The organism is Pseudarthrobacter sp. L1SW, from assembly GCF_020809045.1.
GTDB lineage: Bacteria > Actinomycetota > Actinomycetes > Actinomycetales > Micrococcaceae > Arthrobacter.
On the sequence record NZ_CP078079.1, the window covers coordinates 3,596,420 to 3,622,003 of the forward strand.

General features: G+C 65.6%; 26 protein-coding genes. 14 read left to right on the plus strand and 12 right to left on the minus strand.

Annotated features, from left to right (window positions below; all coding sequences use genetic code 11):
* Positions 1 to 100 precede the first annotated feature (100 nt).
* The 5 genes from KTR40_RS16670 (at position 101) to KTR40_RS16690 (ending at position 6,502) form a co-directional block, all read left to right on the plus strand.
* Positions 101 to 1,180: a PrpF domain-containing protein gene (locus KTR40_RS16670; RefSeq protein WP_139030610.1), complete on the plus strand. Its 1,080-nt coding sequence runs from the start codon at positions 101 to 103 to the stop codon at positions 1,178 to 1,180.
* Positions 1,181 to 1,261: 81 nt separating this feature from the next.
* Positions 1,262 to 2,473, plus strand: a complete 1,212-nt coding sequence (locus KTR40_RS16675; RefSeq protein WP_228404440.1) for a tripartite tricarboxylate transporter substrate-binding protein — start codon at positions 1,262 to 1,264, stop codon at positions 2,471 to 2,473.
* A gap of 8 nt (positions 2,474 to 2,481) precedes the next feature.
* Positions 2,482 to 4,452: a tripartite tricarboxylate transporter permease gene (locus tag KTR40_RS16680; RefSeq protein WP_139030612.1), complete on the plus strand. Its 1,971-nt coding sequence runs from the start codon at positions 2,482 to 2,484 to the stop codon at positions 4,450 to 4,452.
* A 39-nt stretch (positions 4,453 to 4,491) separates the two neighbouring features.
* The gene (locus KTR40_RS16685) at positions 4,492 to 4,872 is read left to right on the plus strand and encodes a universal stress protein (RefSeq protein ID WP_139030613.1); all 381 of its coding nucleotides are present in this window, start codon (positions 4,492 to 4,494) and stop codon (positions 4,870 to 4,872) included.
* Between the two features lie 184 nt (positions 4,873 to 5,056).
* Positions 5,057 to 6,502, plus strand: coding sequence for an SLC13 family permease (locus tag KTR40_RS16690; protein WP_228404441.1), 1,446 nt, complete (start codon positions 5,057 to 5,059; stop codon positions 6,500 to 6,502).
* A gap of 284 nt (positions 6,503 to 6,786) precedes the next feature.
* On the opposite strand, the gene KTR40_RS16695 is transcribed toward KTR40_RS16690, so the two are convergent.
* Positions 6,787 to 8,088, minus strand: coding sequence for an Nramp family divalent metal transporter (locus tag KTR40_RS16695; protein ID WP_228404442.1), 1,302 nt, complete (start codon positions 8,086 to 8,088; stop codon positions 6,787 to 6,789).
* Between the two features lie 117 nt (positions 8,089 to 8,205).
* Complete coding sequence (locus tag KTR40_RS16700) at positions 8,206 to 9,141, minus strand: dihydrodipicolinate synthase family protein (protein ID WP_139030616.1); 936 nt, start codon at positions 9,139 to 9,141, stop codon at positions 8,206 to 8,208.
* A 162-nt stretch (positions 9,142 to 9,303) separates the two neighbouring features.
* On the opposite strand from KTR40_RS16700, the gene KTR40_RS16705 reads away from it, so the two are divergent.
* The gene (locus KTR40_RS16705) at positions 9,304 to 10,332 is read left to right on the plus strand and encodes a LacI family DNA-binding transcriptional regulator (protein ID WP_228404443.1); all 1,029 of its coding nucleotides are present in this window, start codon (positions 9,304 to 9,306) and stop codon (positions 10,330 to 10,332) included.
* Between the two features lie 18 nt (positions 10,333 to 10,350).
* On the opposite strand, the gene KTR40_RS16710 is transcribed toward KTR40_RS16705, so the two are convergent.
* The 6 genes from KTR40_RS16710 to KTR40_RS16735 all read right to left on the minus strand — a co-directional run bounded on the left by KTR40_RS16710 (position 10,351) and on the right by KTR40_RS16735 (position 16,107).
* The gene (locus tag KTR40_RS16710) at positions 10,351 to 10,539 is read right to left on the minus strand and encodes a hypothetical protein (protein WP_228404444.1); all 189 of its coding nucleotides are present in this window, start codon (positions 10,537 to 10,539) and stop codon (positions 10,351 to 10,353) included.
* A 142-nt stretch (positions 10,540 to 10,681) separates the two neighbouring features.
* On the minus strand, positions 10,682 to 11,146 hold the full coding sequence (locus KTR40_RS16715) for a pyridoxamine 5'-phosphate oxidase family protein (protein ID WP_139030619.1): 465 nt from the start codon (positions 11,144 to 11,146) through the stop codon (positions 10,682 to 10,684).
* A gap of 10 nt (positions 11,147 to 11,156) precedes the next feature.
* Positions 11,157 to 11,606, minus strand: coding sequence for an SRPBCC family protein (locus KTR40_RS16720; protein ID WP_139030620.1), 450 nt, complete (start codon positions 11,604 to 11,606; stop codon positions 11,157 to 11,159).
* 140 nt (positions 11,607 to 11,746) lie between these two features.
* Positions 11,747 to 14,140 (minus strand): phosphoenolpyruvate synthase, encoded by a 2,394-nt coding sequence (gene ppsA, locus KTR40_RS16725; protein ID WP_228404445.1) that lies wholly within the window; start codon positions 14,138 to 14,140, stop codon positions 11,747 to 11,749.
* Positions 14,141 to 14,289: 149 nt separating this feature from the next.
* Entirely contained in the window at positions 14,290 to 15,108 is an 819-nt protein-coding gene (locus KTR40_RS16730) for a pyruvate, water dikinase regulatory protein (protein ID WP_228404446.1), read from the minus strand.
* Positions 15,109 to 15,351: 243 nt separating this feature from the next.
* Entirely contained in the window at positions 15,352 to 16,107 is a 756-nt protein-coding gene (locus KTR40_RS16735; protein WP_228404447.1) for a ZIP family metal transporter, read from the minus strand.
* 214 nt (positions 16,108 to 16,321) lie between these two features.
* Between KTR40_RS16735 and KTR40_RS16740 the strand changes: the two genes are divergently transcribed.
* The gene (locus KTR40_RS16740; RefSeq protein ID WP_228404448.1) at positions 16,322 to 16,798 is read left to right on the plus strand and encodes a sensor histidine kinase; all 477 of its coding nucleotides are present in this window, start codon (positions 16,322 to 16,324) and stop codon (positions 16,796 to 16,798) included.
* A 116-nt stretch (positions 16,799 to 16,914) separates the two neighbouring features.
* Here the strand turns inward: KTR40_RS16740 and KTR40_RS16745 are convergent, their stop codons facing one another.
* Positions 16,915 to 17,526: an NADPH-dependent FMN reductase gene (locus KTR40_RS16745; RefSeq protein WP_228404449.1), complete on the minus strand. Its 612-nt coding sequence runs from the start codon at positions 17,524 to 17,526 to the stop codon at positions 16,915 to 16,917.
* Positions 17,527 to 17,740: 214 nt separating this feature from the next.
* Between KTR40_RS16745 and KTR40_RS16750 the strand changes: the two genes are divergently transcribed.
* From KTR40_RS16750 to KTR40_RS16760, 3 genes are all read left to right on the plus strand, one after another.
* Entirely contained in the window at positions 17,741 to 17,899 is a 159-nt protein-coding gene (locus tag KTR40_RS16750) for a hypothetical protein (RefSeq protein ID WP_171059123.1), read from the plus strand.
* Between the two features lie 157 nt (positions 17,900 to 18,056).
* The gene (locus KTR40_RS16755; RefSeq protein ID WP_228406181.1) at positions 18,057 to 18,722 is read left to right on the plus strand and encodes an SRPBCC family protein; all 666 of its coding nucleotides are present in this window, start codon (positions 18,057 to 18,059) and stop codon (positions 18,720 to 18,722) included.
* Between the two features lie 179 nt (positions 18,723 to 18,901).
* Positions 18,902 to 19,864 carry an SRPBCC family protein gene (locus KTR40_RS16760; protein ID WP_228404450.1) on the plus strand — a complete coding sequence of 321 codons (963 nt, stop codon included), beginning with the start codon at positions 18,902 to 18,904 and terminating at the stop codon, positions 19,862 to 19,864.
* 162 nt (positions 19,865 to 20,026) lie between these two features.
* On the opposite strand, the gene KTR40_RS16765 is transcribed toward KTR40_RS16760, so the two are convergent.
* Positions 20,027 to 20,509 carry an Lrp/AsnC family transcriptional regulator gene (locus KTR40_RS16765; protein WP_228404451.1) on the minus strand — a complete coding sequence of 161 codons (483 nt, stop codon included), beginning with the start codon at positions 20,507 to 20,509 and terminating at the stop codon, positions 20,027 to 20,029.
* A 91-nt stretch (positions 20,510 to 20,600) separates the two neighbouring features.
* On the opposite strand from KTR40_RS16765, the gene KTR40_RS16770 reads away from it, so the two are divergent.
* The 3 genes from KTR40_RS16770 to KTR40_RS16780 all read left to right on the plus strand — a co-directional run bounded on the left by KTR40_RS16770 (position 20,601) and on the right by KTR40_RS16780 (position 23,084).
* Positions 20,601 to 21,695 (plus strand): histidinol-phosphate transaminase, encoded by a 1,095-nt coding sequence (locus KTR40_RS16770; protein ID WP_228404452.1) that lies wholly within the window; start codon positions 20,601 to 20,603, stop codon positions 21,693 to 21,695.
* Positions 21,692 to 22,372 carry a YitT family protein gene (locus tag KTR40_RS16775; RefSeq protein WP_228404453.1) on the plus strand — a complete coding sequence of 227 codons (681 nt, stop codon included), beginning with the start codon at positions 21,692 to 21,694 and terminating at the stop codon, positions 22,370 to 22,372. The genes KTR40_RS16770 and KTR40_RS16775 overlap by 4 nt, the downstream gene beginning before the upstream one ends.
* A 70-nt stretch (positions 22,373 to 22,442) precedes the next feature.
* Positions 22,443 to 23,084 carry an NADPH-dependent F420 reductase gene (locus KTR40_RS16780; protein ID WP_228404454.1) on the plus strand — a complete coding sequence of 214 codons (642 nt, stop codon included), beginning with the start codon at positions 22,443 to 22,445 and terminating at the stop codon, positions 23,082 to 23,084.
* Between the two features lie 43 nt (positions 23,085 to 23,127).
* On the opposite strand, the gene KTR40_RS16785 is transcribed toward KTR40_RS16780, so the two are convergent.
* On the minus strand, positions 23,128 to 24,102 hold the full coding sequence (locus KTR40_RS16785) for a hypothetical protein (RefSeq protein ID WP_228404455.1): 975 nt from the start codon (positions 24,100 to 24,102) through the stop codon (positions 23,128 to 23,130).
* Between the two features lie 154 nt (positions 24,103 to 24,256).
* Between KTR40_RS16785 and KTR40_RS16790 the strand changes: the two genes are divergently transcribed.
* Entirely contained in the window at positions 24,257 to 24,595 is a 339-nt protein-coding gene (locus tag KTR40_RS16790; protein ID WP_139030632.1) for a hypothetical protein, read from the plus strand.
* 49 nt (positions 24,596 to 24,644) lie between these two features.
* Here KTR40_RS16790 and KTR40_RS16795 read toward each other — a convergent pair whose 3' ends face one another.
* The gene (locus KTR40_RS16795) at positions 24,645 to 25,580 is read right to left on the minus strand and encodes a threonine/serine dehydratase (RefSeq protein WP_228404456.1); all 936 of its coding nucleotides are present in this window, start codon (positions 25,578 to 25,580) and stop codon (positions 24,645 to 24,647) included.
* Positions 25,581 to 25,584: the final 4 nt, after the last annotated feature.

Genomic DNA, 25,584 nt, shown 5'->3' on the forward strand with positions numbered 1-25,584 from the left:
AAATTGCGTTTGTAATTCAATGAAGTGACACATCACACTTGGTGCTAGCCGAAAGGCTGAACCGCCCAAAGAAGGGCCCCAGGAAGGTGTGAAAGCAATCATGTTTAGAATCCCAGCAGCGTGGATGCGGGGCGGAACCAGCAAGTGCTGGGTGTTCGAATGGGACAACCTCCAAGTCCCCGGAAAGACCGTGGACGAAGTATTGCTCCGGTTGTTCGGCAGCCCTGACAACCGCCAGATTGACGGTGTGGGCGGGGGAACCTCCACCACCAGCAAGGCCGTCATCCTGTCCCGTTCCACCAGCGCCGAAGCCGACGTCGACTACACCTTCGCCCAGGTGGCCATCGAGGAGCACAAGGTTGACTGGGGCAGCAACTGCGGCAACTGCTCAGCGGTGGTGGCACCCTACGCAATTGATCGCGGCTGGGTTGACGCCGGCCAGGACACCACGTCAGTCCGGACCCTGAACACGAACACCGACCAGCTCATTTTGCAGAAGGTCTCCACCCCGGACGGAAAGCTCCAGGAAACCGGAACCCTCATGATTCCCGGTGTCCCCTTCCCGGGCCTGTCCGTAGGCATGGGTTTCTTCGATCCTGCAGGACGGACAACCGGGAAGCTGTTTCCCACCGGCGAGCCGGTGGAGAAGGTGACCTTTGACGGACGGGAAGTCCCGGCCACGCTGATTGATGCCGGTGCACCGCTGGTCATCCTGGAGGCTGCTTCCGTCGGACTCACCGGGCATGAAACCGCCGCGGAGATCGATGGGCGGGCGGAACTCCTGGTGCACCTGGACGACGTGCGGCGGGACGCAGCCGTCCGAATGGGCCTGGCTGCCACGCGGGCCGAGGCCGAGCGTGCCATCCCGAAGCTCGCACTCGTGGCCCGGGCGCCGTTGAATGACGGGGCCGACCTGGTAGTCCGGATGCTGTCGATGGGCAAGCTCCACCCTGCCCTGGCGATCACGGGAAGCGTCGCCCTGACCATGGCCGCACAACAGGAAGGCACCGTGGTGCGGGACCTGATATCCACCGATGCTTCCGCAGGGCTTGCCATGCGCACACCTGCAGGCCTGGTTCAGACCTGGGCAGAGATCCGCGACGGCATCCCCGTTGTGGGCACCCTCAGAAGTGCCCGCCGCCTGGCCGACGCAGAACTGCTGCTGCCGGAAACCTGGTAACCGCACCTCCCCAACAATCTGCCCCTCGCGCACCTGGAAGGCGCTGCGGCGAGACAGGCACCCGATCAAAGGATCTTCTCAATGACGAGCAACAAGTCATCCTTGGAACCACCCGGAAGCACCCCGCAAGAGTCACTTGCCGGGGTCTACGAAGAAGCCGACCAGCCCGAGCCGCCCAAGCACTCCCGGCGGACCATCCTGTCAGCCGTCGGCGCCTTCGCCTTGCTGGGCACTGCCACCACAGTGCTCGGCGGAAGCCTGCTGAACCCGCCCTCCAGCACGGAAGACGGCGATTTCAGCGGGGAAACCCTGGAATTCCTGATCCCCCTCGCCTCCGGCGGCGGCACCGATACCTGGGCACGGTTCATCGGCACCGAACTGACGAACTACGTCCCCGGCCGCCCCGGTTTCGCGCCCGTGAACGAAGCAGGCGGTGAAGGCATCCTGGGCACCAACAGGTTTGCCCGGTCGGCCAAGACGGACGGCACGGAAATCCTGGTGGGCACGGCGTCGACCGTTGTCCCCTGGGTGCTGGGGCGCTCGGCTGTGAAGTATTCGTTCGAAGACCTCAAGCCCGTCGTCGTCAACGGCACAGGCGGAGTCATCTATGCCCGCGCCGAAGCAGGCGTGTCAGGCCTGCAGGACCTGATAAACCGGGACACGCCCTTGGAATTCGGCGGCATCAGCGCCACCGGCCTGGATATAACCACCCTCGTGGCATTCGACCTGCTCGAAGCGGACGTGACGAGCACGTTCGGCTTTGAAGGCCGGGGGCCGGTCAACCTGGCGCTTCAGCGCGGGGAAATCGACCTGGACTACCAGACCACCTCCGCCTACGGCTCGGCTGTTGCCGGCATCGCCAAGGAGGGCAAGGCCGTTGTGCTGATGTCCTTTGGCCAGCTGGACGAAGCCGGCGAGGTTGTCCGCGACCCCAACTTCCCCGACGTACCCACTGTCGCGGAGGCCTACGAGACGCTCCACGGAAAGAAACCCTCGGGCGAGAAGTTCGAGGCCTACAAGACCCTGCTTGGGCTGACCTACACCTACCAAAAGGGCCTGTGGGTTCCGCAGGAGACTCCCGAAAAGGCCTATGAGCTGCTCCGCCATTCCAGCGAGGAACTCGGGACGGACAAAGGCTTCCAGGACAAGGCAGCCAAAGTGCTGGGCGGCTACCCCCTCATCGCGGACACCGGCGTGGCAGACCGCGTCCGTGCTGCCTACACCGTCAGCAGTTCCGTCCGGTCCTATGTCACAGGGCTGCTCGCGGACAAATACAACATCCACGTTGAATAAGGACCATCATGCTTGACTCCGCAATGGCAGCGCTGGCATCCCTCGCTGACCCCTCCCTCCTCATCATGCTCTTGATCGGCACTGTAGCCGGCCTGATCATGGGCCTTATCCCGGGACTTGGCGGCACGGGAGCCGTGGCCATCCTCCTGCCCATCACGTTCGGCATGGAACCGCCCCAGGCGCTGGCCCTCCTGATCGGCGCCCTCGCCGTCGTCCATACCTCCGACACTGTTTCCGCCGTCCTGCTGGGCGCACCCGGATCCGCCTCGGCGAGCGTCACCATGCTGGACGGCTACTCCATGGCGAAGAAAGGCCAGGCCGCCCGTGCGCTGACACTGGCATTCCTCTCGTCCATGGCCGGTGGCATCATCGGCGCCATCGGCCTGACCCTGGCCATACCGCTTGCCCGGCCCCTGGTGCTCTCCTTCGCCAGCCCGGAACTGTTTATGCTGACCGTCCTGGGTGTGGCCCTGGCCGCAGTCCTGTCGCGGGGAAACATCATCAAGGGCGTCTCCGCCGGCCTCCTGGGCCTGGTCCTTGGCATGGTGGGAACATCACCCACCACGGCTGAGGAACGCTTCACCTTCGGCAGCCTGTTCCTCGGCGATGGCTTGTCCCTCGTGGCCGTCGCCCTCGGAATCTTCGGCCTGGCTGAAATCGCATCACGTGCAAGCCAGCGCCGCGGACAAAAGCAAACCATTACCCTCGGCGGCGGCTGGGGCCAGGGCATCAGGGAGTGGCTGACGCACTGGACCCACGTCATCCGCGGAGCGCTCATCGGCATCTGGGCCGGTGTGCTCCCCGGCGTCGGTGCAACAGCGGGAACCTGGCTGGCCTACGGGCAGGCCGTTGCCACCGCCAAGGACAAGCGCCAGTTCGGCAAGGGAGATCCCCGCGGCATCGTTGGCCCCGAAAGCGCCAACAACTCCGTGGAGGCCGGCGACCTGATCCCCACCCTGCTCTTCGGCATCCCGGGCGGTGTCCCCTCCGCGATGCTCCTCGGCATGCTCCTGACCTATGGCATCCAGCCGGGCCCTTCGATCATCACCGAGCACCTGGACCTGATGTACCTGATCGTCTGGTCCTTCGCCATCGCATCGATCCTCGGCGCGCTGTTCTGCTTCCTCAGCGTCAAGCAGCTGGCAAAGCTCACCAAGGTGCCCTTCGCCGTCCTGGCCGCGGGCCTCGTTGCCGTGATGCTCCTCGGTTCCTTCCAGGAGGGCGGCCAGCTGGGCGACCTCTGGGTGATGATCATCCTCGGCGTGTTCGGCTGGCTGCTGAAGTCCACCGGCTTCCCCCGGGCCCCGTTCCTGATCGGCTTCGTGCTGGCAATCCCGCTGGAGCGCTACTACTTCCTCACGGACAGCCTGTACGAAGGCTTCGACTGGATGGCCCGGCCCGGCGTCCTGGTCTTCCTTGCAATCCTGGTCCTGCCAATGATCTGGGCCTTCATCAAATTCATCCGCGCCCGCCGCAACAGCAACTTCGACGACGGACACCGGGACGAACAGCCGGAGGACGACGAAGCACCCCTCAAGAACTCCACCTGGTCCCTGGCAGCATCCGGCATCTTCGCCGTCGCGTTTGCCGCAGCCCTCATCTCGTCGGCATCCTTCTCACCGGAGGCAAGGCTCGTCCCCCAACTGGTGAGCATCGGCGGGCTTGTCTTCTCCGGGATCTTGCTGTTCATCGAGATCCGGGCACGGGTGCGGACCAGGACCGAGCGGGCCGGCTGGACGCTCGACGCCGGGTTCGCGATGAAAACCTTCGCATGGATGACCGGTTTCCTGGCGCTCACAGCGGTGTTCGGATACCTCGTGGCCGTGACGGTCTTCATCCCCGCGTTCCTGCTGGTGGTGGCGAGGGCACGCCTCAAGGTCGCCATCATCTATACAGGCGTGCTGTACATCGTGCTCCTGGCACTCCCCTCGCTGCTGCCGATCGACCTGCCGCAAGGCTGGCTCAACACATTCGTCTAGCATCCCCTACCCGCTTAGAAACCATTGGAGAAAGACAACATGACGGTACTTGTGGCCTATGCGCCCGCTCCCGAAGGCCGGGAAGCACTCACGGAAGGCATCAAGGAAGCGCACCTGCGAAAGTCGGACCTCCTGATTGTCAATATCGGCCGGGGGCACCATGACCTCAACGACCACGAGATCGCGGAACTGGAAGGCAAGCTCTCCGACGCCGGGCTGGCGCTGACTGTCGAGTCCTCGGTTCTGTCCGATCCGGGAGATGCAGTGATCCAGATTGCGCAGGACCGGGACGTCGAAATGGTGGTCATCGGCCTGCGGCACCGGTCCATGGTGGGCAAGCTCATCCTGGGAAGCACCGTGCAGCGGATCCTCCTGGATGCCACCTGTCCCGTGCTCGCCGTACGGGCCGACAAGCTGTAAGAACCGCGCGACCCGCCGGACCCCGTCCGGCGCGCGTGCCGCCGTTCACGCACTCCACCGCAACAGGAAACCCGAAAGACGGGCGCGGGGACAGCGCGGCACGCACAGGAGGCAGGGCCATTTCCGGGCCCTGCCTCCCTGTATGCAGCCACCTTCCCGACACGCACCACCAAGGACAGCCACCATGACCAAGACCGCGCAGCCACTTGCAGACCCGGCGAACGCCGACACCCAGGACCGGCCATCCCGGGCATCCGCCCGCCGCCGCCGTATCCTGCTGGTGGCGGCCGTAACCACACTCCTGGGCTTGGGCGCCCTCCTGCTGGGCAATGCCATCTTCAACCCGGCGGCCGCCACGGAACCGGAGCCTGCCATGACAGCTGTTCAGATCATTCCCCTCGCCATTCTGGTGGTGATGTTCGTCGTCGCCACGAAATGGCCGCTGAACATCGGGGTGATGGGGCTGGTGGCGTCCTTCGGCGTCGGCTACTTCATGCTTGGAATGACCGACAAAGAGATCCTCGCGGAGTTCCCCGCCAGCATTGTGCTGACCATCATTGGGGTCACCTACTTCTTCAGCATGGCCCAGCGGAACGGCACGATCGGCATTATTGTCCAGGCGTGCGTGCGCCTCGTCAGGGGAAGGACAATGCTTCTTCCCTGGGTGTTCTTCCTCATGGCCGCCGCGCTGACCGCACTGGGGACCTTCTCCCCGGCCGCCGTCGCCCTGCTGGCCCCGGCCGCCATCGGTTTTGCCTATGAATCCCGGATCCACCCCGTCCTGATGGGCGCCTTCATCATCAACGGGGCCCACGCGGGAGGCTTCTCTCCGCTGTCCGTGGCCGGTGTCCTGGTCCACGACATTGCGATGGAAAACGGCTTTCCCATCTCCCAGGGCTCGCTCTTCGCCGCGAGCTTTGCCCTCAACCTCATCCTGTCAGTCCTGACCATCGTGCTCTTCGCCCTCCTGGGCAAGCTCCGCGACAGCAAGGGCGGCCAGCACGCGGATGTTGACGCGTCACTCCCCGGGCGCCCCCACGGCCAGCAGATCCTCACCCTGGCCCTCATCGCGGTGATTCTGGTGTGCACGCTGGGCTTCCACATGCCGATAGGTTTCGTCGCCCTCTCCGCCGGCCTCCTCCTGGCATTGGTCAACATCAAGGAACACCAGACGTTCATTGGCGGCATCTCGTGGTCCACCGTCCTGCTGGTGGCGGGCATGATCACCTATGTCTCCCTGCTCCAGCATGTGGGAGTAATAGATACCCTCGCCGAGCATGCGCTGGCGTTGGGCGCGCCGCTGGTCATAGCGCTCGTCCTTTGCTACGTCATCGGCGTCGGCTCGGCCTTTGCCTCGTCAACGGCTCTGTTGACTGCGTTCATCCCCATGGCCGGCCCGCTGCTGGCCACCAGTTCCCTGAGCGCCTCCGGCACGGTGGCGGCCCTGGCCATCGCCGCCACAGTGGTGGACGTCTCCCCCTTCTCCACGGACGGGGCACTGATCGTAGCCAACGCCCGGGCGGATGACCGGCAGCGCGTGTACCGCCAGCTGATGGCCTACGCCGGCGCGGTAGTGCTGGCCGCCCCGCTGCTGGCCTGGGCCATGCTGGTGCCCACCGGCATCATGTGACCTCCCAGCCCTGGCAGGACAGCCCCGGCAGGACAGTCCCGGGCGAATGCAGGCAGGCGGGCAGATGGCGAAGCCCCCGCGCGAGTCAAGCTCCAGCGCGGGGGCTCCCTGGCTTCCGTGTTGGGGAAATAACGTGGAAACAGACAGAAATGTACCCGCTGGCAACCTCACCGAAAGTCCATTTTGCGGGGGTCGCCGGGAATCTTGATCGAACCTTGAGGAACCAGCAAGTGCCCCGGCCGGAGATCGGCCGGGGCACTACTGATGTTTCTATGGCCTGGACCTCACGAGCCCAGGAGGAGCGTGATGAGGCGGATGGATGAGGCCACGATGGTGACCAGGCCGATGGCTCCAAACAGGTTGTGCCACCAGCGGTTCCGCAGCTCCCCCATAACTGCCGCCTTGTTGCTCATGATGAACAGCAGGACCCCCAGCAGCGGTGCGATGAGGACTGTCAGGGACTGGGCGATGACGATGAGCCCCACGGGGGAGGACTGGAACGAGAGCGTGATGATCAGCCCGAAGGCGAGGATCATTCCGGTGACGATGCGTGCCGCCGGTGATCCGGCATGGGCTCCCCTTCCCATCGCGTCGGAGAGCATGGTGCCGCCGGCCGTGGCGTTGGCGATCATGGACGAGAAGGCGGCCCCGGAGAGTCCGAGGGCGAAAAGCATGGAGCCGACGGGGCCTGCGAGGGGTTCGAAGATGGAGGCAAGGGCGGTGATGGAGCCGGCTTCCCCGCCGGTCTTGCCCAGGACAGCAGCTGCCACCAGGATGACCAGGGCCGTCATGATGCCCGGGGCAACGATTCCAGGGATGGTGTCCGCAAGTGTGATGTCCCGGTAGTCGGCGCGGGTCCGCCTGTGTTCTTTGATGCCGTAGGACGTGTAGAACGCGGCGTTGATGGAGAAGTTGGTGCCTACCAGGGCAACGACGAGGATTTCGCTGCCGGCAGGCAGCGTGGGTGCCATCCCCTCAAGGGAGCGGTACCAGTCCGGCTGTGCGACGACGGCGCTCGCCACGAAAGCGACAGCCATCAGCGCAACAATCACCAGGAGAGCTTTTTCGATGATGCCATAGACGTTACGGAAAGCGAGGACGAATGCGACGGCGGCGGTGCATACCACCGTCCAGACCACAGGGGAGCCGCCGAACACCAGGGACAGGCCGAGTCCGGAACCCACGGCGTTCCCTACCGAGAACATCAGTGTGATGCCGAAGACGCCAAAACCCGCAAGTATCCCGACCGGTTTTCCAAGATGATCCTTGATGGAGGTGATCAGTGACGTCGGTGTCACGATCCCCAGGCGCACGCTCATGTCCGTGAAGAAGATCATCAGGATGGTGGAGACCGCGATCACCCAGACGAGGCTGTAGTCGAAGCGGCTGCCGGCCTGGACTGCGGTGGTCAGGTTGCCCGGACCGAATTGCCAGGCCCCCACCACGAACGCTGGTCCCATCAGCGCAAGGTAGCCAAGGAAGGTTCGGCGTTTTCCTGTTCCTTCAGGAGCGGGGCTTACATGTGGGGCGGCCATCTGCTGTTCCCTTGGTCCGGGACGGGTGATGGTCTTATTGTGCTCGCGCATCTGCGAGTCCTCCTTCTACAGCTGTTTGCTGTGGGTCGTCATTGACCGGGTGGAGAGTTCAAAAAGCGGTGACCGGGTGGCGGGCATTGCGCCCGCCACCCGAAGCGTCCGAGGGAATCAGACAGTAGCGGTGACGCTGCCGAGGTTGGCCGACTTCAGTGCCAGGGCGATTTCCTGGCCGGCACCTTCTGCCAGGGGCAGCAGTGGCGGGCGGACCGTTGCGTGTTCCAGGATGCCGCGGGCAACCAGGCCCTCCTTCAAGGCCACTGTGCCCTCCATGTGGGATCCGCGGTGGTACACATTCTTGGTCACGGGCAGGAGCCGGTCATGGATCGCGCGGGCAGCCGCGTAATCCCTGGCCTTGCCTGCTGCGATCAGTTCCACCAGCGGCTCCGGAGCGAGTCCGCCGTAGCCCACCAGGGCGCCGTCCACGTCAAACATGGTGTGCAGGAGGTACTCGTCATGGCACGTCAGGATCTGCAGGTCCGGGAAAGCCGCCCGGAGTACCGGGATCTCGGTGTCCCAGCGCTTCATGTTGCGGACGCCGTTCTTGGTGGCGAATACGCCTTCCTGGCCGGCGATGTCGAGCTGGGTCTCCAGGTCGTAGGTGGCCTTGGTTGCATCCGGGTACTGGAACAGGATGAGCGGCAGCCCGGAGGTTTCATAAATTTCCTTGTACCGGGTCTGCGGAGCGCCCTTCTGGTATCCAAAGCGGAGCCAGCCGTGGGACGGGTAGACCAGGCCAGCCTCGGCTCCGGCTTCCACGGCGCGCTTGGCTTCCAGGGCCGCGACGGTGTTTCCTTCGCCCGTGATGCCGGCGATGATCGGAATCCCGCCGTTCACCGCATTCTTGAATTCGCGGATCACCAGGGCCTGCTCGTCCTGCGTCAGGAAGGTGCCCTCGCCGGCGTGGCCCAAGACGACAAGGCCCTTGACGCCCTCCACGCTTGCCAGCCAGCCCCCCAGGCGGTGGATGGCTTCGACGTCAACGCTGCCGTCGCGGTTGAAAGGGGTGACAGGGGCGGGAACCAGCCCGCGGAGATCGATGGTCATTTCACTACCTCTAGTCTTCATTGATGGTCGGCAGTCCCGCCGTGAGAACGTTTGCGGGAACGTTTTCATTGTGCGCTGTGCTCTACGTCACTGTCAAGAGAACGTTTGCAGAAAGGGGGAATAGAGTGTCTGTACACCGCCCCGCTCAAGAGGAGACCCGACATGGAGCCCACGGCCCCCGGCACGATCGTGACGCTCAGGGACGTCGCTGCGGCCAGCGGCGTCAGCATTTCCACCGCGAGCCGCGCGCTCGATGAACGAACGGCTTCCCGTTCCGCCGCTGCCGCACACGTGCGGAAAGTCGCGGAAGAGCTCGGCTACCGGAGGAACTCCTTCGCCTCGAGCCTTCGCCGGGGGGAGACCAGGACCCTGGGCGTGCTTGTTCCCCGCCTGAGCGACACGGTGATGGCCCTTATGTTTGAGGAACTGGAACGTGCCGCTTCCTCGCGTGGATATTTCGCCATGGTGGCCACCAGCGGGGATGACCCGAACGACGAACGCCGGGCCGCGGAGACGCTGCTCGACCGGAACGTGGACGGGCTGATACTGGCGACGGCGCGCCTGGATGACGAGCTTCCGCGCCGCCTGCGTGAGCGGCGGGTAGCGCACGCCCTGGTGCTCCGCACGGACGGCGTTAGCCCCTCCGCACTGGGAGACGATGAGGTAGGGGGTTACCTCGCGGTCCGCCATCTCATAGATCTTGGACACCGCGACATCGCCGTCGTCACAGGACCGTCATTTACGTCGACAGGGATTGCCCGCCTTGCTGGAGCGCGCAGGGCCCTTGACGAAGCCCGGCTTACCGCACGCGACGAGTGGATCATTGCTGGGGGCTACGGCATTGAAAACGGCTTCAGCGCGGGCGAAGCGCTCCTTGGCGCCGTTGTTCGCCCCACCGCCGTTTTCGCCGCTAACGACAACATTGCCATGGGAATCATGGCGGCAGCCCACCGCCAAGACCTTCGGGTCGGCGCCGATTTGGCGCTGGTCGGATACAACGACACACCCCTCGCGGCGAGGCTGCCCACTCCCCTGACCTCCGTGCACGTGCCCCTGGATCAGATAGCACGGACGGCCATCGACCTTATCGTGGAGCCAGGCAAGGAACCACTGGTCAGAACGTCCATGCCCACCCTGATTCCCCGGGAATCAAGTGGCCCCGGGATTCGCGGGGGCGCCGCGGAAAAATAACAGGCCGGGGCGGTCCCGCTAGTCGCTCTCCGGCCCGTACGGCTCGTCCGGGTCTTCCTCGGGCTCGAAGGTGTTGGGCTCGGCCTCTGCTCCGATGCCCACGCCATCACCGCCGCCGGGAACATCGCCGTCGCCCTGTCCCTGGCCCGTGGACGCGCCCTCCTGCGGCTCGTCGCCGGGCAGTGAATCCGGTGAACTGATAGTCATCGCTCCTCCTTCTTTGGCCGGTCCTTCACGCTAACAGCCCCGCGCAGGAAAGGCGCCGGTGAGGGGCGAACATTTTATGGCCGACGGCGGCAGGGGAAAGGTGCCGCATCCCGCCGTCGCCCTGTCCCCGGGCCAAGTGCCGCTACGTCCAGTCCGACGAGAAATCGAGCGGCGGCCACCACCGCGTCCGCGCGTGCACCGCGAACCTGCGTCCGGTGACCTCAGTAGGGCTGATCCGGACCAGGTGCTCCTTAAGCCCTGGTTCCCATGGTTCACGGTCCGGATCCGCAAGTTCCAGGGGCAACGCGCCGTCTTCCACGGGTTCGGGAATGCCTTTGACCACCACGCTCCACACCTCGGTGCTGTAGGCGTTCAGGCCGTCTGTCTCCAGCGCCACAGCGGCCCCTGAAAGCAAGGAACGCAGCTTGGTTCCCGGCGCGGTCCGGAAATAGAGCGCCTGCTCGGCGGGCACGATGTTCACCGGGAAGATTTCGGGGACGTTCCCGTTGATGACCGCCAGCCTGCCGATGTATGAGGAGCGCAGGTACTTCCAGCACTCCTTTTCGGTAAGGACTTCGGTGTTCGATCCCGGCTGTTGCATGTCCATGGCACCGATCCTAAGCCGCCGCAGCAGGCGGGTGCAGCTCCAGGTACTTCTTCAGCGCCATCCAGTTGGCGCGCTCCTGGCGGTTGCCGAGAGTCCACACCAGGGGCCCGAGGAGCCGCAGCGGGCCGTGCGGCTCCAGCCTCCAGACCCAGCGGAGCCTGCAGTTGTTTCCCTGCGGGGCGAAAGTCAGCTCGCCGGTGATGTCCATGCCGGCGGTCCGGCTGTGCGACTTCAGCGAACGCGGTGGGTTGAACCCCGTGCATTCAATGGTCACGCGGGTGCCGCGCCGCCCTTTCATGACGGCGGCATACCTGGTTCCGAGGCCGACGGGCCCGGGGGTGAGCTTCTCCACCTGCACCATGTTCGGGTTGTAGAGGGGCTCGTTGGTTTCGTCGGCCACAAAATCGAAGACGGCCTCCATCGGGGCCGCGATCACAATCTCTCCGATGATCGGTTTCAATCGTTCCCTCCATGGCCGCTGTTCGCAGGACCCGCGCAAACACGGGCCCTGCGAACAGCTTTGACTCAGCCCCGCGGGAGCGGAAGTGCCGAAGGTCCCTCAGCCCTTCCGCCGGCCTGCCAGGCCAGGTTCCCCTGGTATCAACGCTGGGCGGCCAGCTGCCTGCCGGCCGCCAGCCGGATCCAGGTGTCCACTACGGTGTCCGGGTTAAGGGAGACGGACTCGATCCCCTGCTCAACCAGCCACTCGGCAAGGTCGGGGTGGTCGCTGGGGCCCTGACCGCAGATGCCGACGTACTTGCCGCGCGCCCGGCAGGCCGTGATTGCCATTGCCAACAGCTTCTTGACGGCGGGATCGCGTTCATCGAAGCCCTCTGCCACAACTGCCGAATCCCGGTCCAGGCCCAGGGCCAGCTGGGTCATGTCATTGGAGCCGATGGAGAAACCGTCGAAGTAGTCCAGGAACTCGTCCGCGAGCAGCGCGTTGGACGGCAGTTCGCACATCATGATGACCTCGAGGCCGTTTTCACCGCGCCGCAACCCGTTCTCGGCGAGGAGGTCGATGACGCCGCGGGCTTCATCCAGGGTCCGCACGAAGGGGATCATGAGCTTGACGTTGGTCAGGCCCATCTCGTTGCGGACGAAGGACAGCGCCTCGCATTCGAGGTCGAAGCAGTCCCGGAAAGACGGTTCCAGGTAGCGTGAGGCGCCGCGGAAACCGAGCATCGGGTTTTCTTCATGCGGCTCGTAGGCGGGTCCACCGATCAGGTTGGCGTACTCGTTGGACTTGAAGTCGGACATGCGCACGATGACCGGCTCCGGCGCGAAGGCCGCAGCGATGGTTGCCACTCCCTCGGCCAGGCGCTTGATGTAGTACTCGCGGGGGCTGTCGTAGGCGGCAATCCGTTCCCGGATCACATCAGCCACGTCCGGCGCCTGGTCATTGAGGTTCAGCAAGGCTTTGGGGTGGATGCCGATCTGGCGGTTGATGATGAACTCGAGGCGGGCAAGGCCCACGCCGTGGTTGGGCAGCTGGGCAAAGGTAAACGCCTGCTCCGGGGTTCCCACGTTCATCATCACCTTCACCGGCGCCTCGGGCAGCTGGGTGATTCCCGTTTCCTCGACGCTGAAGTCCAGCAACCCTTGGTAGATGACCCCGGTCTCGCCGTCGGCACAGGAAACGGTGACCTCGACGCCGTCTGCCAGCGCATCCGTGGCGTGCCCGGTTCCCACAACCGCGGGGATCCCGAGCTCGCGGGCGATGATGGCGGCGTGGCAGGTCCGTCCGCCGCGGTTCGTGACGATGGCGGAGGCACGCTTCATGATCGGTTCCCAGTCCGGATCGGTCATGTCCGCGACCAGGACGTCGCCCGTCTGGAACGCGGCCATCTGGTCGATGGCGGTGAGGATGCGGACACTGCCGGCGCCGATGCGCTGGCCGATCGCGCGGCCTTCGGCGAGCACCGGACCGGTTTCGTTGAGGCGGAACCGGGTCTGGCTTCCGGGCGCACGGCGGGACTGCACGGTCTCCGGACGTGCCTGCAGGATGTACAGGCCGCCGTCGACGCCGTCCTTGCCCCACTCAATGTCCATGGGGCGGCCGTAATGCTTCTCGATGGCGACGGCGTGCCGGGCGAGCTGCTCGACGTCGTCGTCCGTGAGGCTGAAGCGGTTCCGCAGCGCAGCGTCAACGGGGACGAAGTCAATGGTGCGGCCCACTTCCTGGCTGTTTGTGTACGTCATCTGGAGGGCTTTCTCCCCCAGGCCGCGCTTGAGGATGGCGGGTCGGCCCGCTGCCAGGGCGGGCTTGTAGACGTAGAACTCATCGGGGTTCACGGCACCCTGGACGACGGCTTCGCCCAGGCCGTAGGAGGACGTGACGAACACTGCGTCCTGGAAGCCGGATTCGGTGTCCATGGTGAACATAACGCCGGAGGACCCGACGTCGGAACGCACCATCCGCTGGATGCCCGCCGAAAGTGCCACATCGGCGTGCTCGAATTTGTGGTGCACGCGGTAGGCAATGGCCCGGTCGTTGTACAGGGACGCAAAGACGTCCTTGATGGCCTGCAGGATGTTCTCGATGCCGCGGACGTTCAGGAAGGTTTCCTGCTGCCCGGCGAAGGACGCGTCGGGCAGGTCTTCAGCGGTGGCACTGGACCGCACCGCCCACGAGAGGTCCGCAGAGCCGCCGTGCTTCTCCACCAGCTGCTGGTAGGAGTGCCGGACCTGTTCTTCGAAATCCGGAAGGAAAGGCGTTTCGCGCACCAGGGACCGGATCTCCTGGCCGGCTGCGGCCAGGGCCGTCACATCGTCGGTATCCAGGCCCACCAGCCTGTCGGCGATCTTCTGGTCCAGGCCTGAATCGGCCAGGAAGCGGCGGTAGGCATCAGCGGTGGTGGCGAAACCGTCCGGTACCTGGACGCCGGCAGAGGTCAGGTTCTGCACCATTTCGCCGAGGGAAGCGTTCTTGCCGCCCACCCGGTCCAGGTCCTTGAGCCCGAGTTCCGAGAACCACAGGATGTCTGTTGTCATAGTTTGCTGCTCCTTTGCAGAGGGTCGCGCGGGATCCGCCCCCGCGCATGGCGGAAGCAGGTAGGTGCGCACAGTTCCTGTCAACACTGTCAGGTCTCCAAAGGTCGTGCCACATGACGTACGCCACACCCGGATTGTGAAACTTTTCCCTAATGCTTGAGGTTCATCTTCTGAAGGATGGTCGCCGCCATTTCCTCGATGGACACACTGGCCGAGTTCAGGAACGGAATCCCGTAGGACTCGTATAAACGCTCTGCGCTGCGCAGCTCGAAGCCGCATTGGCGCAGGGAAGCGTAGGGGGAGCCGCGCCGCCGTTCGGTGCGTACCTGGCTGAGCCTCAGCGGATTGGTGGTCAGCCCGAAACACTTCGACACAAAGGGCCTGAGCGGCTTCGGCAGTCCCTCCCGTTCAAAGTCCTCGTCCACCAGGGGAAAGTTGGCGGCGAAGATCCCGTGCTGCAGTGCCAGGTACATGGTGGTGGGGGTCTTGCCGCACCGGGACGGGGCCACCAGGATGACCTGCGCCTTCTCCAGTGCGCGCAGGCTCTGGCCGTCATCGTGTTCCATGGCGTATTCCACCGCGGCCATCCTGGACTGGTACCGGGCAGCGTTCCCCAGCCCGTGCGCCCTGCCCGGTTCCCCGCTGGCCGCTGTGCCGAGGCCCTTCTCCAGGACGCCAATATGGGTCCCGATGAGGTCCACGACGATTCCCTGGCATGTGCCAAGGATCTGCCGTATTTCACTGTTGACCGCGGTGGAAAAGACAATCGGCTGCAGGCCGGTGGCAGCGACGCCGTCAACAGTCTCGACGACGGAACGTGCCTGCCCCGGCGTGGTGATGAATGGGATGGTGATGCGGTCGAAATTGTTCACGGGGAACTGCGTGAGCAGGGTATTGCCGAGCGTTTCAGCCGTGATGCCGGTACTGTCCGAGAGGAAGTAGACCGGGCGGAGGTCGATGGCGGTCACGATGCTTTTCGCACTTCCACGGCGGCGCCGGAGAGGTTGAGCCAGGTGTCATGGCGGTGGAACGTCATGGGATGCCTTTCGTTCAGCGACGGTGGGGAACGGGCCCGGCGCGCCCCGCGGTGGGCGCGCCATATTGACATCGAGTTTACGGGGGCCTGGGCTCCCGCCCCGAACCAGTGGGCGCCGCGCCTCGCGGCCACGGCGACTGCCGGCGCGCCACGGCAGCCGCGTCCCGCCGTCGTCCTATTTGCCGAGGTGGTGCACGGTGAAGGCGGCGAGGAACCCCAGGGAAGCCGTCAGGCCGGTGAGGTTGTGGTGCTCCTCGAAGGCCTCGGGGATCATGGTGTCCGCCAGCATGGCCAGGATGCCGCCCGCGGCCACCGCGGTAATGAACGCCACCACTGATCCGGGAGCGTTTTCCAGCGCGGCGTAGCCAATGAGCGAGGCAACCCCGCACAGCACGGCGATCCCGCCCCACAGGCCGAAGACGTAGCGGGCACTCCGGCCGGCCTTCTTCATGCCGGCGCTTCCGGAGAGGCCCTCGGGGACGTTGGAGATGAACACGGCGGCCATCATGGCCGGGCTGACGGCTCCGCCTGCCAGCATTCCCACGCCCAGGACCACGGATTCCGGGACGCCGTCCAGGAGGGCACCCACGGCAATGGCGGTGCCGCTGCCGGGATTTTCCGCCTCGGACGGCTGCTGGTTCCCGGAACGCTTCCGGTGCTTTGCCCCGGCCCGGGACAGCATCATGTTGGCCCCGACATACACCACGGCGCCCGCCAGGAAGCCGGCCACGGTGGGCCACAGCCCGCCGCCCTGGTCCGCTTCATCCACCAGTTCGAAGGCCAGTGCCGAGATGAGCACGCCTGCCCCGAAGGACATGATGGAGGAGACCAGCTTGGCCGGCAGGTTCCAGCGCCAGGACAGAGCCGCCCCCAGGACCAGCGCCCCGCCCGCGGCTGTGCCCCACAACAAAGCCTGCAACCACAGCGGCATGTGCACCACTTCCCGCTCCCCCGGCGGGAGCCATCCGACCCTAGGAAAGCCGGCTCCGGGTCCGGAAGCCGGTAAGCGCTAAGACAGCCAGAGTAGTGGACCCGCCGGCCGCGCCAAGAATTGATGTGATCTTGAGGTAAACCTTGCTGGCTGTTGACGTTTCAGGTCCACGCTGGAGCCATAGCATCAAACAGCTTGCGGGGAGCAGGAAGCCATGAGGGACCAGACAGCAGTTGACGAAGACGTCATCGCAGTGGGAGGCGTGCTCACGGATCAGCATCCGGTGGACTTCCACACCTTGGGGCTTGCCGGCTGCATCGACCGGCTGACCCGGCCCCTCCGCCAGCACGGGACCGCGGTCCGCTGGGATACTCCGCACTGGGGCATCGAGATTCCGGCGGACTGCGCGTCCCTCCTTTACCAGTCGGCCCGCGAGGCCCTGAGCAACGCCTACAAATACTCCAGAGCCTCCCGCCTCACCGTCCAGCTGGCCGCCGTGGACCACGGCATCCGCCTGGTGGTGTCCGACGACGGCACGGGCTTTGACAGCGAGCTCGCCACCTGCGGGCGGCACCACGGCTACGGGCTGCGGCTCATGGCTGTGGCCGTGCAGGAAGCCGGCGGCTCGGTGGACATCAGCTCCAGCCCGGGGCACGGGACCAGCGTCACGGTGACGCTGCCGCTCGATTAAAGACTCGGATGCCCGCCGTACTGGGACAGCGGGCATCCGTAATCATTGACAGTCATTAGCGCGGGTATTGGCGCGGGCAGGCATTTGGCGCCCGGCAGCGCGGGACCGCGGCCCGCCTACCTGGTGAGCTTCTCCTCATCCAGCTCAAGGTCGCCGATGTGGCCGGGGGCGTTCGCGGCCAGGACGCGTGCAACGAACGCGCTGTACTCCTCCATGTAGTGGCGCAGGAACTTGGAGGTGCCCTCGTCCTTGACTTCGCCGCCCTCACCGAACACGGCAGCGTTGTAGTGGATGTAGGCTTCCGGGGCGTTCAACTGCGGGGCATCCAGGAAGCTGAGGACGCTGCGGAACGAGGACTGCATCACCGCGGTGCCGATGCTGCCCACGGACGCCCCAATAATGCCGGTGGGCTTGCGGGCGAACGAGTTGCTCCCCCAGGGCCGGGAGCCCCAGTCGATGGCGTTCTTGAGGGCGCCGGGAATGGAACGGTTGTATTCGGGAGACACAAAAAGGATTCCGTCGGAGGCTTCGATGGCCTCCTTGAGGGCGCGGCCGGCGGGCGGAAAGTCGGCGTCGTAGTCGTAGCTGTACAGGGGTAGGTCCTTGATGGGAATCTCTGTGAACTCCAAGTCCTCCGGAGCCAGTTTGATCAGTGCCTGGGAGAGGACCCGGTTGATGGAGCCGGTTGCGAGGCTCCCCACGAAGTATCCGATCTTGAACGGTGCCATGAGTGTTCCTTCCAATGGCCGGTCAGCGCCGGCCGTCCATGTTCTGTTTGGAAAAGATGCCGCCCGCGGCCGGGCGGCGGTTGATGCCCACTGCCCCATCAGTCCAACACAGAAGTCCGGGCCCTGCCAGAGCCGGACCGCAACTCCTTGACACCCTGCGCGGGGAAGCGCTGAATGATCTGTAGCGAAGTCCCCGGCGCGGTCAGGAGCAGCCATGAGCGAGAACCCATTGCAGGATGAGCGGATCCACTCGGAGGCCCCCGCCGAGGGCGATCCGGACGCGGACGCCACGGAGATCCGGGTCCACGCTCAGGATCCGGCCGAGGGACCGGACACCGACGAAGCCGCCGCCCAGCCCGGCCATCCCAACTAGGTAGCGCCAAGTGTCGTTTTGAAGCTCCAAAACGACACTTAGCGCTACCTAGTTGGGGGGGTCTGGAGGGGTGGTGAGGAGCGCGCAGGCGGAGCAGACTTAGAACTACCTGATGACCAGTTTTCTCATCGGTTTCGGTTCAGTCAAAGGAGACATGATGAGCACGAAAGTGGAGAAACGGATTGTGGTCGATGTACCGGTCAGCACCGCCTATAACCAGTGGACCCAGTTCGAGGAGTTTCCACGCTTTATGGGAGGCGTGGAGAGCGTGACCCGGCTCGGAAATGACCGGCTCAAATGGGTGGCCCACATTGGCGGCGTACGGCGGCATTGGGAAGCAAAAATCCTTGAGCAACTTCCCGGCCGGCGAGTGGCTTGGGCCGCGATCGAAGGCGTCACCAACTCCGGCGCGGTCGATTTCAGGGACGCCGGCAATAACCGGACGGAGCTTGCCCTGACCCTGGAATACCAGCCGGCAGGGGTGGTGGAAAGGGTGGGCAACCTGCTCCATGTGGTGGGCCGCCAGGCGGAACACGACCTGAAAAAGTTCAAGGAATTCATCGAACACCAGAGCCGCCGCACCGCCGAGGCCGGGACCGGCGCCCCAGCCGAATCTCCCGCCCCGGCCGAAGCCGCTGCCCCGGCCGAGCCGCAGCCCTACAACCGCTTCGCCCACCCGTTCGACCAGACCGGCGGCCTGGTGGATTTGGAGGGCGAGTCGGACGAGACGGCCGAGGGCGAAAGCTACAGTTCCGCTGAACGCCGGGCGCGCCGCAGGGGAGGCAACCTCCCGCCGGTCGACGGCAGCCTGGGCCAGCACTGACCCTCCCCTTTCCCAACTAGGTAGCGCCAAGTGTCGTTTTGGAGCCTCAAAACGACACTTGGCGCTACCCAGTTTGGGGAGGTGCTCTGGAAACCGGACCGCCCAAAAGGTATGTTGGTAAGCATGCTGATGATTTTTACCGACTCGTCAGCTTCCGGTAACACAGCGAAGGAGACGTTATGAGCACGAAGGTGGAAAAACGCATTCTGGTGAACGTACCGGTAAGCACCGCTTACAACCAGTGGACCCAGTTCGAGGAGTTCCCGCACTTCATGGGCGGCGTCAAGAGCGTGACCCAGCTCAGTGACGACCGGCTCGAATGGGTAGCCGAGATCGGCGGCGTCCGCCGCCAGTGGGAAGCCAAGATCCTGGAGCAGGTCCCGGACCGCAAGATCGCCTGGGCAGCTACGGAGGGTGCCACGAACGCCGGTGCGGTGGAGTTCGAAGACGTCGGCGGCGGCCAGACCTCCCTGCAGCTGACGCTCGAATACGAGCCCGAAGGAATCATCGAGAAGGTCGGCGACAAGCTCAACGTGGTGGACCGCCAGGCTGAGGCAGACCTCAAGCGGTTCAAGGAATTCATCGAGGACGAGGGTTACGCCAGCGGAGCTTGGCGCGGCAGCGTCAGCTCGGGCGCGCCTGTAGGCACCCCGGGCGTGGAAGACGCCGCGGGCTCGCGGGGCGATTCCGGCAAGGCCGGCGTGTCCGGCAAGGTGGCCGCCGGTGTTGGAGTAGCAGCGGCAGCAGGCGCGGCAGCCGCAATGGCCGGCTCCAAGAAGGACACGGCGGAGGGCGCGGACGTAACGGTCACTCCAGTGGAATCCGGGGAGCCCGTGACCGTGACTCCGATTCCGACGGACACCACCACTGATGAGTCCGTGACCAGCGGCACCTACGCCGGCACGGCTCCAGGCACAACTACAGGCACGACGGCGGCAGCCGGCTCCACCGGTTCGGTCGCCGATTTGGGCGATGACAGGATCGGCCACGCCTTCGACCAGACCAACGGACTGGTGGACACCACCGGGGAGTCGGACGAGACGGTGGAAGGTGAGAACCTGAGCGCCGGCGAACGGCGCGAGGATGACCGCCGGCCCGACGGCGGCCTGCCGCCTGTTGGCGGCAACCTTGGCCAGCACTGACGGTAAGCGAACCGCCTAGGGTCCGTCCCGTCGTCGCACGTTTTCCGGCCGCGGTGCGGGACCGCCTGGCAGCAAAAGCGCCGCCCACCTCCTTCCGGGGCGGGCGGCGCTTTTGCCGTTAAGTACTGACCAGGCCGTGGATCCAGCGGGCCGGGCCCTCTCCTACGCCCGTCCCGCCGCCGCCTGCAGCAGCGGCAGGGTCCTCGCCGGCATGACTTCCACCAGGGACATGGCCGTGCTGGTGCGTACGACGCCGGCAATCGCCAACATCCTGTTGGTGACCCTGTGCAGGTCCGCCGGGTCCTTCGCGGCCACCTTGGCGAGCAGGTCGGCATCGCCGGTTGTCGCGTGCATCTCGATGATTTCCGGGATGGTGCGCAGCGCGGCCATGGCCTCGTCGCTGGCGGACTGGCTGATGGAGATGGAGATGAAGGCGATCAGCGGCAGCCCGAGGGCGCCGGTGCGGACGCGCTGGCTGAACGGGCCCAGGCTGCCGTCGTTGACCAGGCGCCGGAGCCGGGCGTGCACGGTGTTGCGGGCCACGCCCAGCGTCCGCGACAGGGACAGGACCGTCGCCTGCGGGTCCGCGTCCATGGCCATGAGGATTTCGGCGTCCAGCGCATCGATGAGGTGCATAGTGAGCATTTTGCCACCCTGCGGGCATCCAGAGCCCGGATCTGTCCTGTATAAACCGTGTGTGTTGCGCAGATGCTCCGCCCTGCCCCACGATGCCTTCATGACCATCATCCTTCCCCAGGCACCGGCACCCGAGGTGCGTGCCGCCATCGCAAGCCTCCCCGCCTACATTGCCGGGAGGAGCGCGGAAACGGCCCTGACTGCCGCCCTCGCCTCGAACGAGAGCCACTTCGCTCCCCTGCCCTCGGTGGTCGATGTGATCTCGGCGGAGGCCGGCAGGATCCACCGGTACCCCAGCATGGGAGCTGTGGATGCCCGGGAGGCGATCGCCCGCCACCTCTCGGTATCCCCGGACGAAGTCGCTGCAGGGCCGGGAAGCTCGGGCGTGCTGCAACAGATCATTTCCGCGGTCTGCGGCCACGGCGACGAGGTGGTTTTCGCGTGGCGTTCCTTCGAGGCCTACCCCATCCTGGTGACGGTGGCCGGCGCCGTGCCTGTCCCCGTCCCACTCCGCGATGACGAGCACCACGATCTTCCCGCGATGGCGGCTGCCGTCACCGGGCGGACCCGGCTGGTAATCCTCTGCTCCCCCAACAACCCCACCGGCGTATCCATCACCGCGGAGGCGCTGGAGGAATTCCTCGCAGCCGTGCCGCCGCAGGTCCTGGTGGTGCTGGACGAGGCGTACGTCGAATTCCAAAGGGGCCCGGGTGTGGATTCCCTGGAGCTCTACGGCCGGTATCCGAACCTCTGCATCCTGCGGACCTTCTCGAAGGCCTACGGGCTGGCCGGGCTGCGGATCGGTTACGCCATCGCCCGCCCGGCCTTGGCTGAGGGGCTGCGTCGCACCGCCATTCCCTTCGGCGTCAACCGCATGGCGCAGGCCGCCGCAGTGGCGTCACTGGCCGCGCAGGGCGAGATCCGGGAGCGGACCGATACGGTTGCCGGGGAGCGCACCCGGGTCGTGTCTGCCCTGCGCCAGTCCGGCTGGAACGTCCCGGACAGCCAGGCCAATTTCTACTGGCTGCGGGCATCGGACGGGCTGCGGGAGCAGATCCTCGCAGCGCTTTCCGACGCCGACATCCTGGCACGCGGGTACGCGGGCGACGGCGTGCGGGTCACCTTGGCGGACAGGGAAACGAACAACCGGGTGCTCGCAGTGCTCGCGGACCGTGCGCGGTTCACCGCCCAGTGAGCACGCCCGCGGCACCCGCAACCACCACCGCCCCAACCACGCCGGAAGCCAGGCCGGCGGCACCAAGCCCCGCGCCGCCGTCGGCCGTCCGGCATTCCACCGTCGAAGATGTCCTGGGGATCCTTACCGGCGCCTTCGCCGCCTCCCTGGGGCTGTTCCTGCTCAAATCCAGCGAGGCAGTCACGGGCGGAACGGCGGGCCTTGCGCTGCTGCTCAGCTACTCGCTTCCGGTCCCATTCGGCGTCATCTTCATGGCGGTCAATGCGCCGTTCCTTGCCCTGGCGGTCTGGAAGAAAGGCTGGAACTTTGCACTCCGGACAGGCGCCGCCATTGGCCTGGTCTCGGCCATGTCCGGCCTGCACCCGTGGGCACTCGGCGCCCTGCACACCGACCCGGTGTACGGGGTTCTGGGCGGGAACCTGCTCGCCGGCGTCGGCCTGCTGATCCTGTTCCGGCACCAGTCCAGCCTGGGCGGTTTCAACATCCTTGCCCTGCTGCTGCAGGAGAAACTGAAATGGCGCGCAGGGTACGTCCAGATGGTGCTGGACGTGGCGATCGTCCTGGCGGCGCTGGCCCTGGTGGCTCCCCTGATGGTGCTGCTCTCCGCTGCCGGAGCAGTCCTGCTGAACTTCATCCTCGCCCTGAACCACCGCCCCGGACGCTACCTGGGAAAGTGAGCGCCGGAGCGCGGATTTATTCCCGGAGCAGCCCTGAAATATCTATGCGGAGGCCGCTGTTGCCGGGGACATGACAACAATTGGAATCATCGGTGCAGGACATATTGGAAGCCAAGTTGCCCGGAAGGCTGTGGAGCTGGGCTATGACGTAGTCATCAGCAACTCCCGCGGCCCTGAAACGCTGGCCGACCTGGTGGCGGAACTTGGCCCGAACGCCCGCGCCGCAACGCCTGCGGAGGCAGCGGCGGCCGGCGATTTCGCCGTCGTCGCCGTTCCGTTGAAACACTACAAGGACGTCCCGGTTGCGCCGCTTGCCGGGAAGATCGTGATCGACGCCAACAACTACTACTGGGAACGGGACGGCCGCATCCCCGCCCTGGACAAGGGCGAGGCCACCACGTCCGGGCTGTTCCAGGAACACCTGCGGGATTCGAAGGTGGCCAAGGGCTTCAACCACATCATGGCGTCCCAGATCACCACGGACGGCAAGCCTGCCGCTGCCGAGGACCGGCGTGCCCTGGCAACGGCCAGCGACTACCCGGAGGCCGCCGAACTGGTCACCCGCCTTTATGACGAGTTCGGCTTCGACACCGTGAACATCGGCCTGCTGGAGGACAGTTGGCGCGTGGAGCGGGACCGCCCGGCGTACGTGGTCCGGCAGAACGCCGCCGAGCTGAAGGAAAACCTGGGCAAGGCAACGCGGACCGTCTGACGGAACGCCGGGCAGGCTGTCGGGCTGCCGGTCCCCGGCCCGGCTAGCCCCGCGCCGGGACGAGGACCACCTCGAACTCGGTGGCGGGCTGGCCGAACTTGGCGTTCACCGCCGCGAGGGTGCTGCCGAACTTGGCAATCGTGGTGGGGACGTTGAAGTCGGGGCTGGTGATGACGTCTTTGACAACCCCGGACGAGAGATCGTTGGAGAGCTTGATCCTGCTGATCTGGTTCTTCTGGTTCTGGACGGCCCACAACTGGCGGCCCTGAACCAGGATGCCGTCCACGTTGGGCACGTCAATGCCCTCGATCCGGGCTGTAGCCGCCGTCTCAGGGTCCTCGCCGTCAGTATCTTCACCATCGGATGCCACACCGCCAGGATCCACGGTGAACAACGCCCCGAACGCCGAGTGCGCCAGGATCAGGGTCTTGCCCCCGTTGACTGCAGCTATGCCGTTGGGGCCGAAACCCGTCCATGTATCTGCTGCAGGTCCCGTCAAGGCCACTGTTTCCACTTCGCCCAGCCGGCCGTCCTTGTCCACCGGCAGGAAGTACAGCTCGGCGGCGAAGGAATTGGTGAACCACGCGCCGTCCTTGGTCAAGGTGACGTCGTTGATGAAGGCGTTCGCTTTGGCGGTCAACTCGACCACAGAGACCGTTTCTCCTGTCTCCGTGCTGTAGACGTAGGCGTCACCGGTTCCGCCGCCGGCAACGAACAGGAGGCTGTGCGTGACGTCCACCTTCATGCCGATGGCCACCCTGCCGTCCGGCGCGTCGATAAACAGTCCCGCGGTGTCATCGCGGATGTCGCCGCGGTAGATGTCCCCGTTGAGGCGGTCGCCGGCGTAGAAGGTGGTGCCCTGGCCGGCTGCGATGCCTTCGGTGGCTGTGGCGCCCTCCAGGAGTATGACGCCGTCCCCGGAAGGCGGTGCGGCAGTTGCAGGCAGGGCGCTGGGAACGATCAGGGCTATCAGTGCAAGAAGTCCGACGGCGGCACGGCGTTGTACGGTTCGGCGCATGATGCTTCCTTGGTTTTGGGCTGATGCGCGGGGCCGATCTGCGGCAGCTCCGCACGATGGTGTTGCCAGTCTAGGCACCCGCAGGGAGCCCGCCAAGACATCGGGGCCCCTGTTCTGCTTACAATCGAAGCCTCAATCAACTACTGAGGGACCGATGAAGAAACTCGCCACAGCCCTGATCGCCGCCGGACTCGTTGTCTCCGCGACGGCCTGCACCGCCTCGAACCAGCTCACCACCGCGGAAACCTGCGAGCGGATCCAGTCCGTTGTGTCGAACCCGGCCAACAACGCCGGCAAGACGGGCATGAACCGCCTGGCCAACCAGATCCGTCCCATCCATGCCGTCGCCTCGGACGACCTCAAGGGTGCCCTCGCCTCGATCCTCGCGTACACGGATGAGCAGGCCAAGGAAACGCCGGACGAGGCCAAGCTTGGCGAGCTCCAGACCGGTTACGAGAAAGCCGGCGCCACGTACAGCCAGTTCTGCAGCTGATAGCCGGCTGATCCCGGCCCCCGGCGGCGGTCCTGCCGGGCGGATCTGGTCACGTGAGGGTGGCCGGATCCGTATTGGCGCCGCACAGGATGACCGCCACGCGTTCGCCCACGCCCGGGACATAGGCGCCGCACGTCAGCGCGGCATAGGCGGCAGCGGCGCCGTGTTCCACGATGATGCGGTAGTCATCCCACAGCTTCTGGCGGGCGTCGATGATGTCGGCGTCGGACACCAGGACGCTTTCGACGCCGGCGCGGACCGCCACGGAGAAGCCGATGTCGCCGATGCGGCGGGCGCCGAGGGAGTCCGCTGCTACCCCCGATACCTGGACATCAACCGGTGCTCCGGCGGCCAGCGCTGCCTGCAGCGTCGGTGCCGTCTCCGGCTCCACCGCTACCACTTTGGCCCGGCCCTCCACTGCCGCGGCGATTCCCGCCATCAGCCCGCCGCCGCCCACGGCAACCAGGACGGTGTCCAGCCCGCCCACCTGGTCCAGCAGTTCGAGCCCTGCTGTTCCGGCGCCGGCGGCAATTTCGGGCTGGTCATAGGCGTGGCAATACACAGCCCCGGTTTCCTGGGCATGCTTGATGGCCGCCTGGTACGCCTCCGCGTACTCTGCTCCGCCCCGCACCACAGCAGCGCCGATGGCTTTCAGCTTGTGTACCTTCACTGCAGGCGCGGCTGCGGGGACAAACACGGTGGCCGGGACGCCCAGCTGCGCGGCTGCGTAGGCGTTGGCCAGTCCGGCGTTGCCGCCAGAGGCCACCACCACGCCGACATCCGGATTCAGCTCCCCGCGTTCTTTGGCAGCGAGGACCCTGTTGAGGGCACCACGGGCCTTGAACGTTCCAGTGTGCTGCATGAACTCGCATTTGAACCACACCGGGCCGGGGAAGACTTCCGGATCGCCTTCCAGGACAGGCGTGACACGGGTGAGGCCGGCGGTCGTCCGAGCTGCGCGTTCCACGTCGGCGCGGGTAATCATTGGT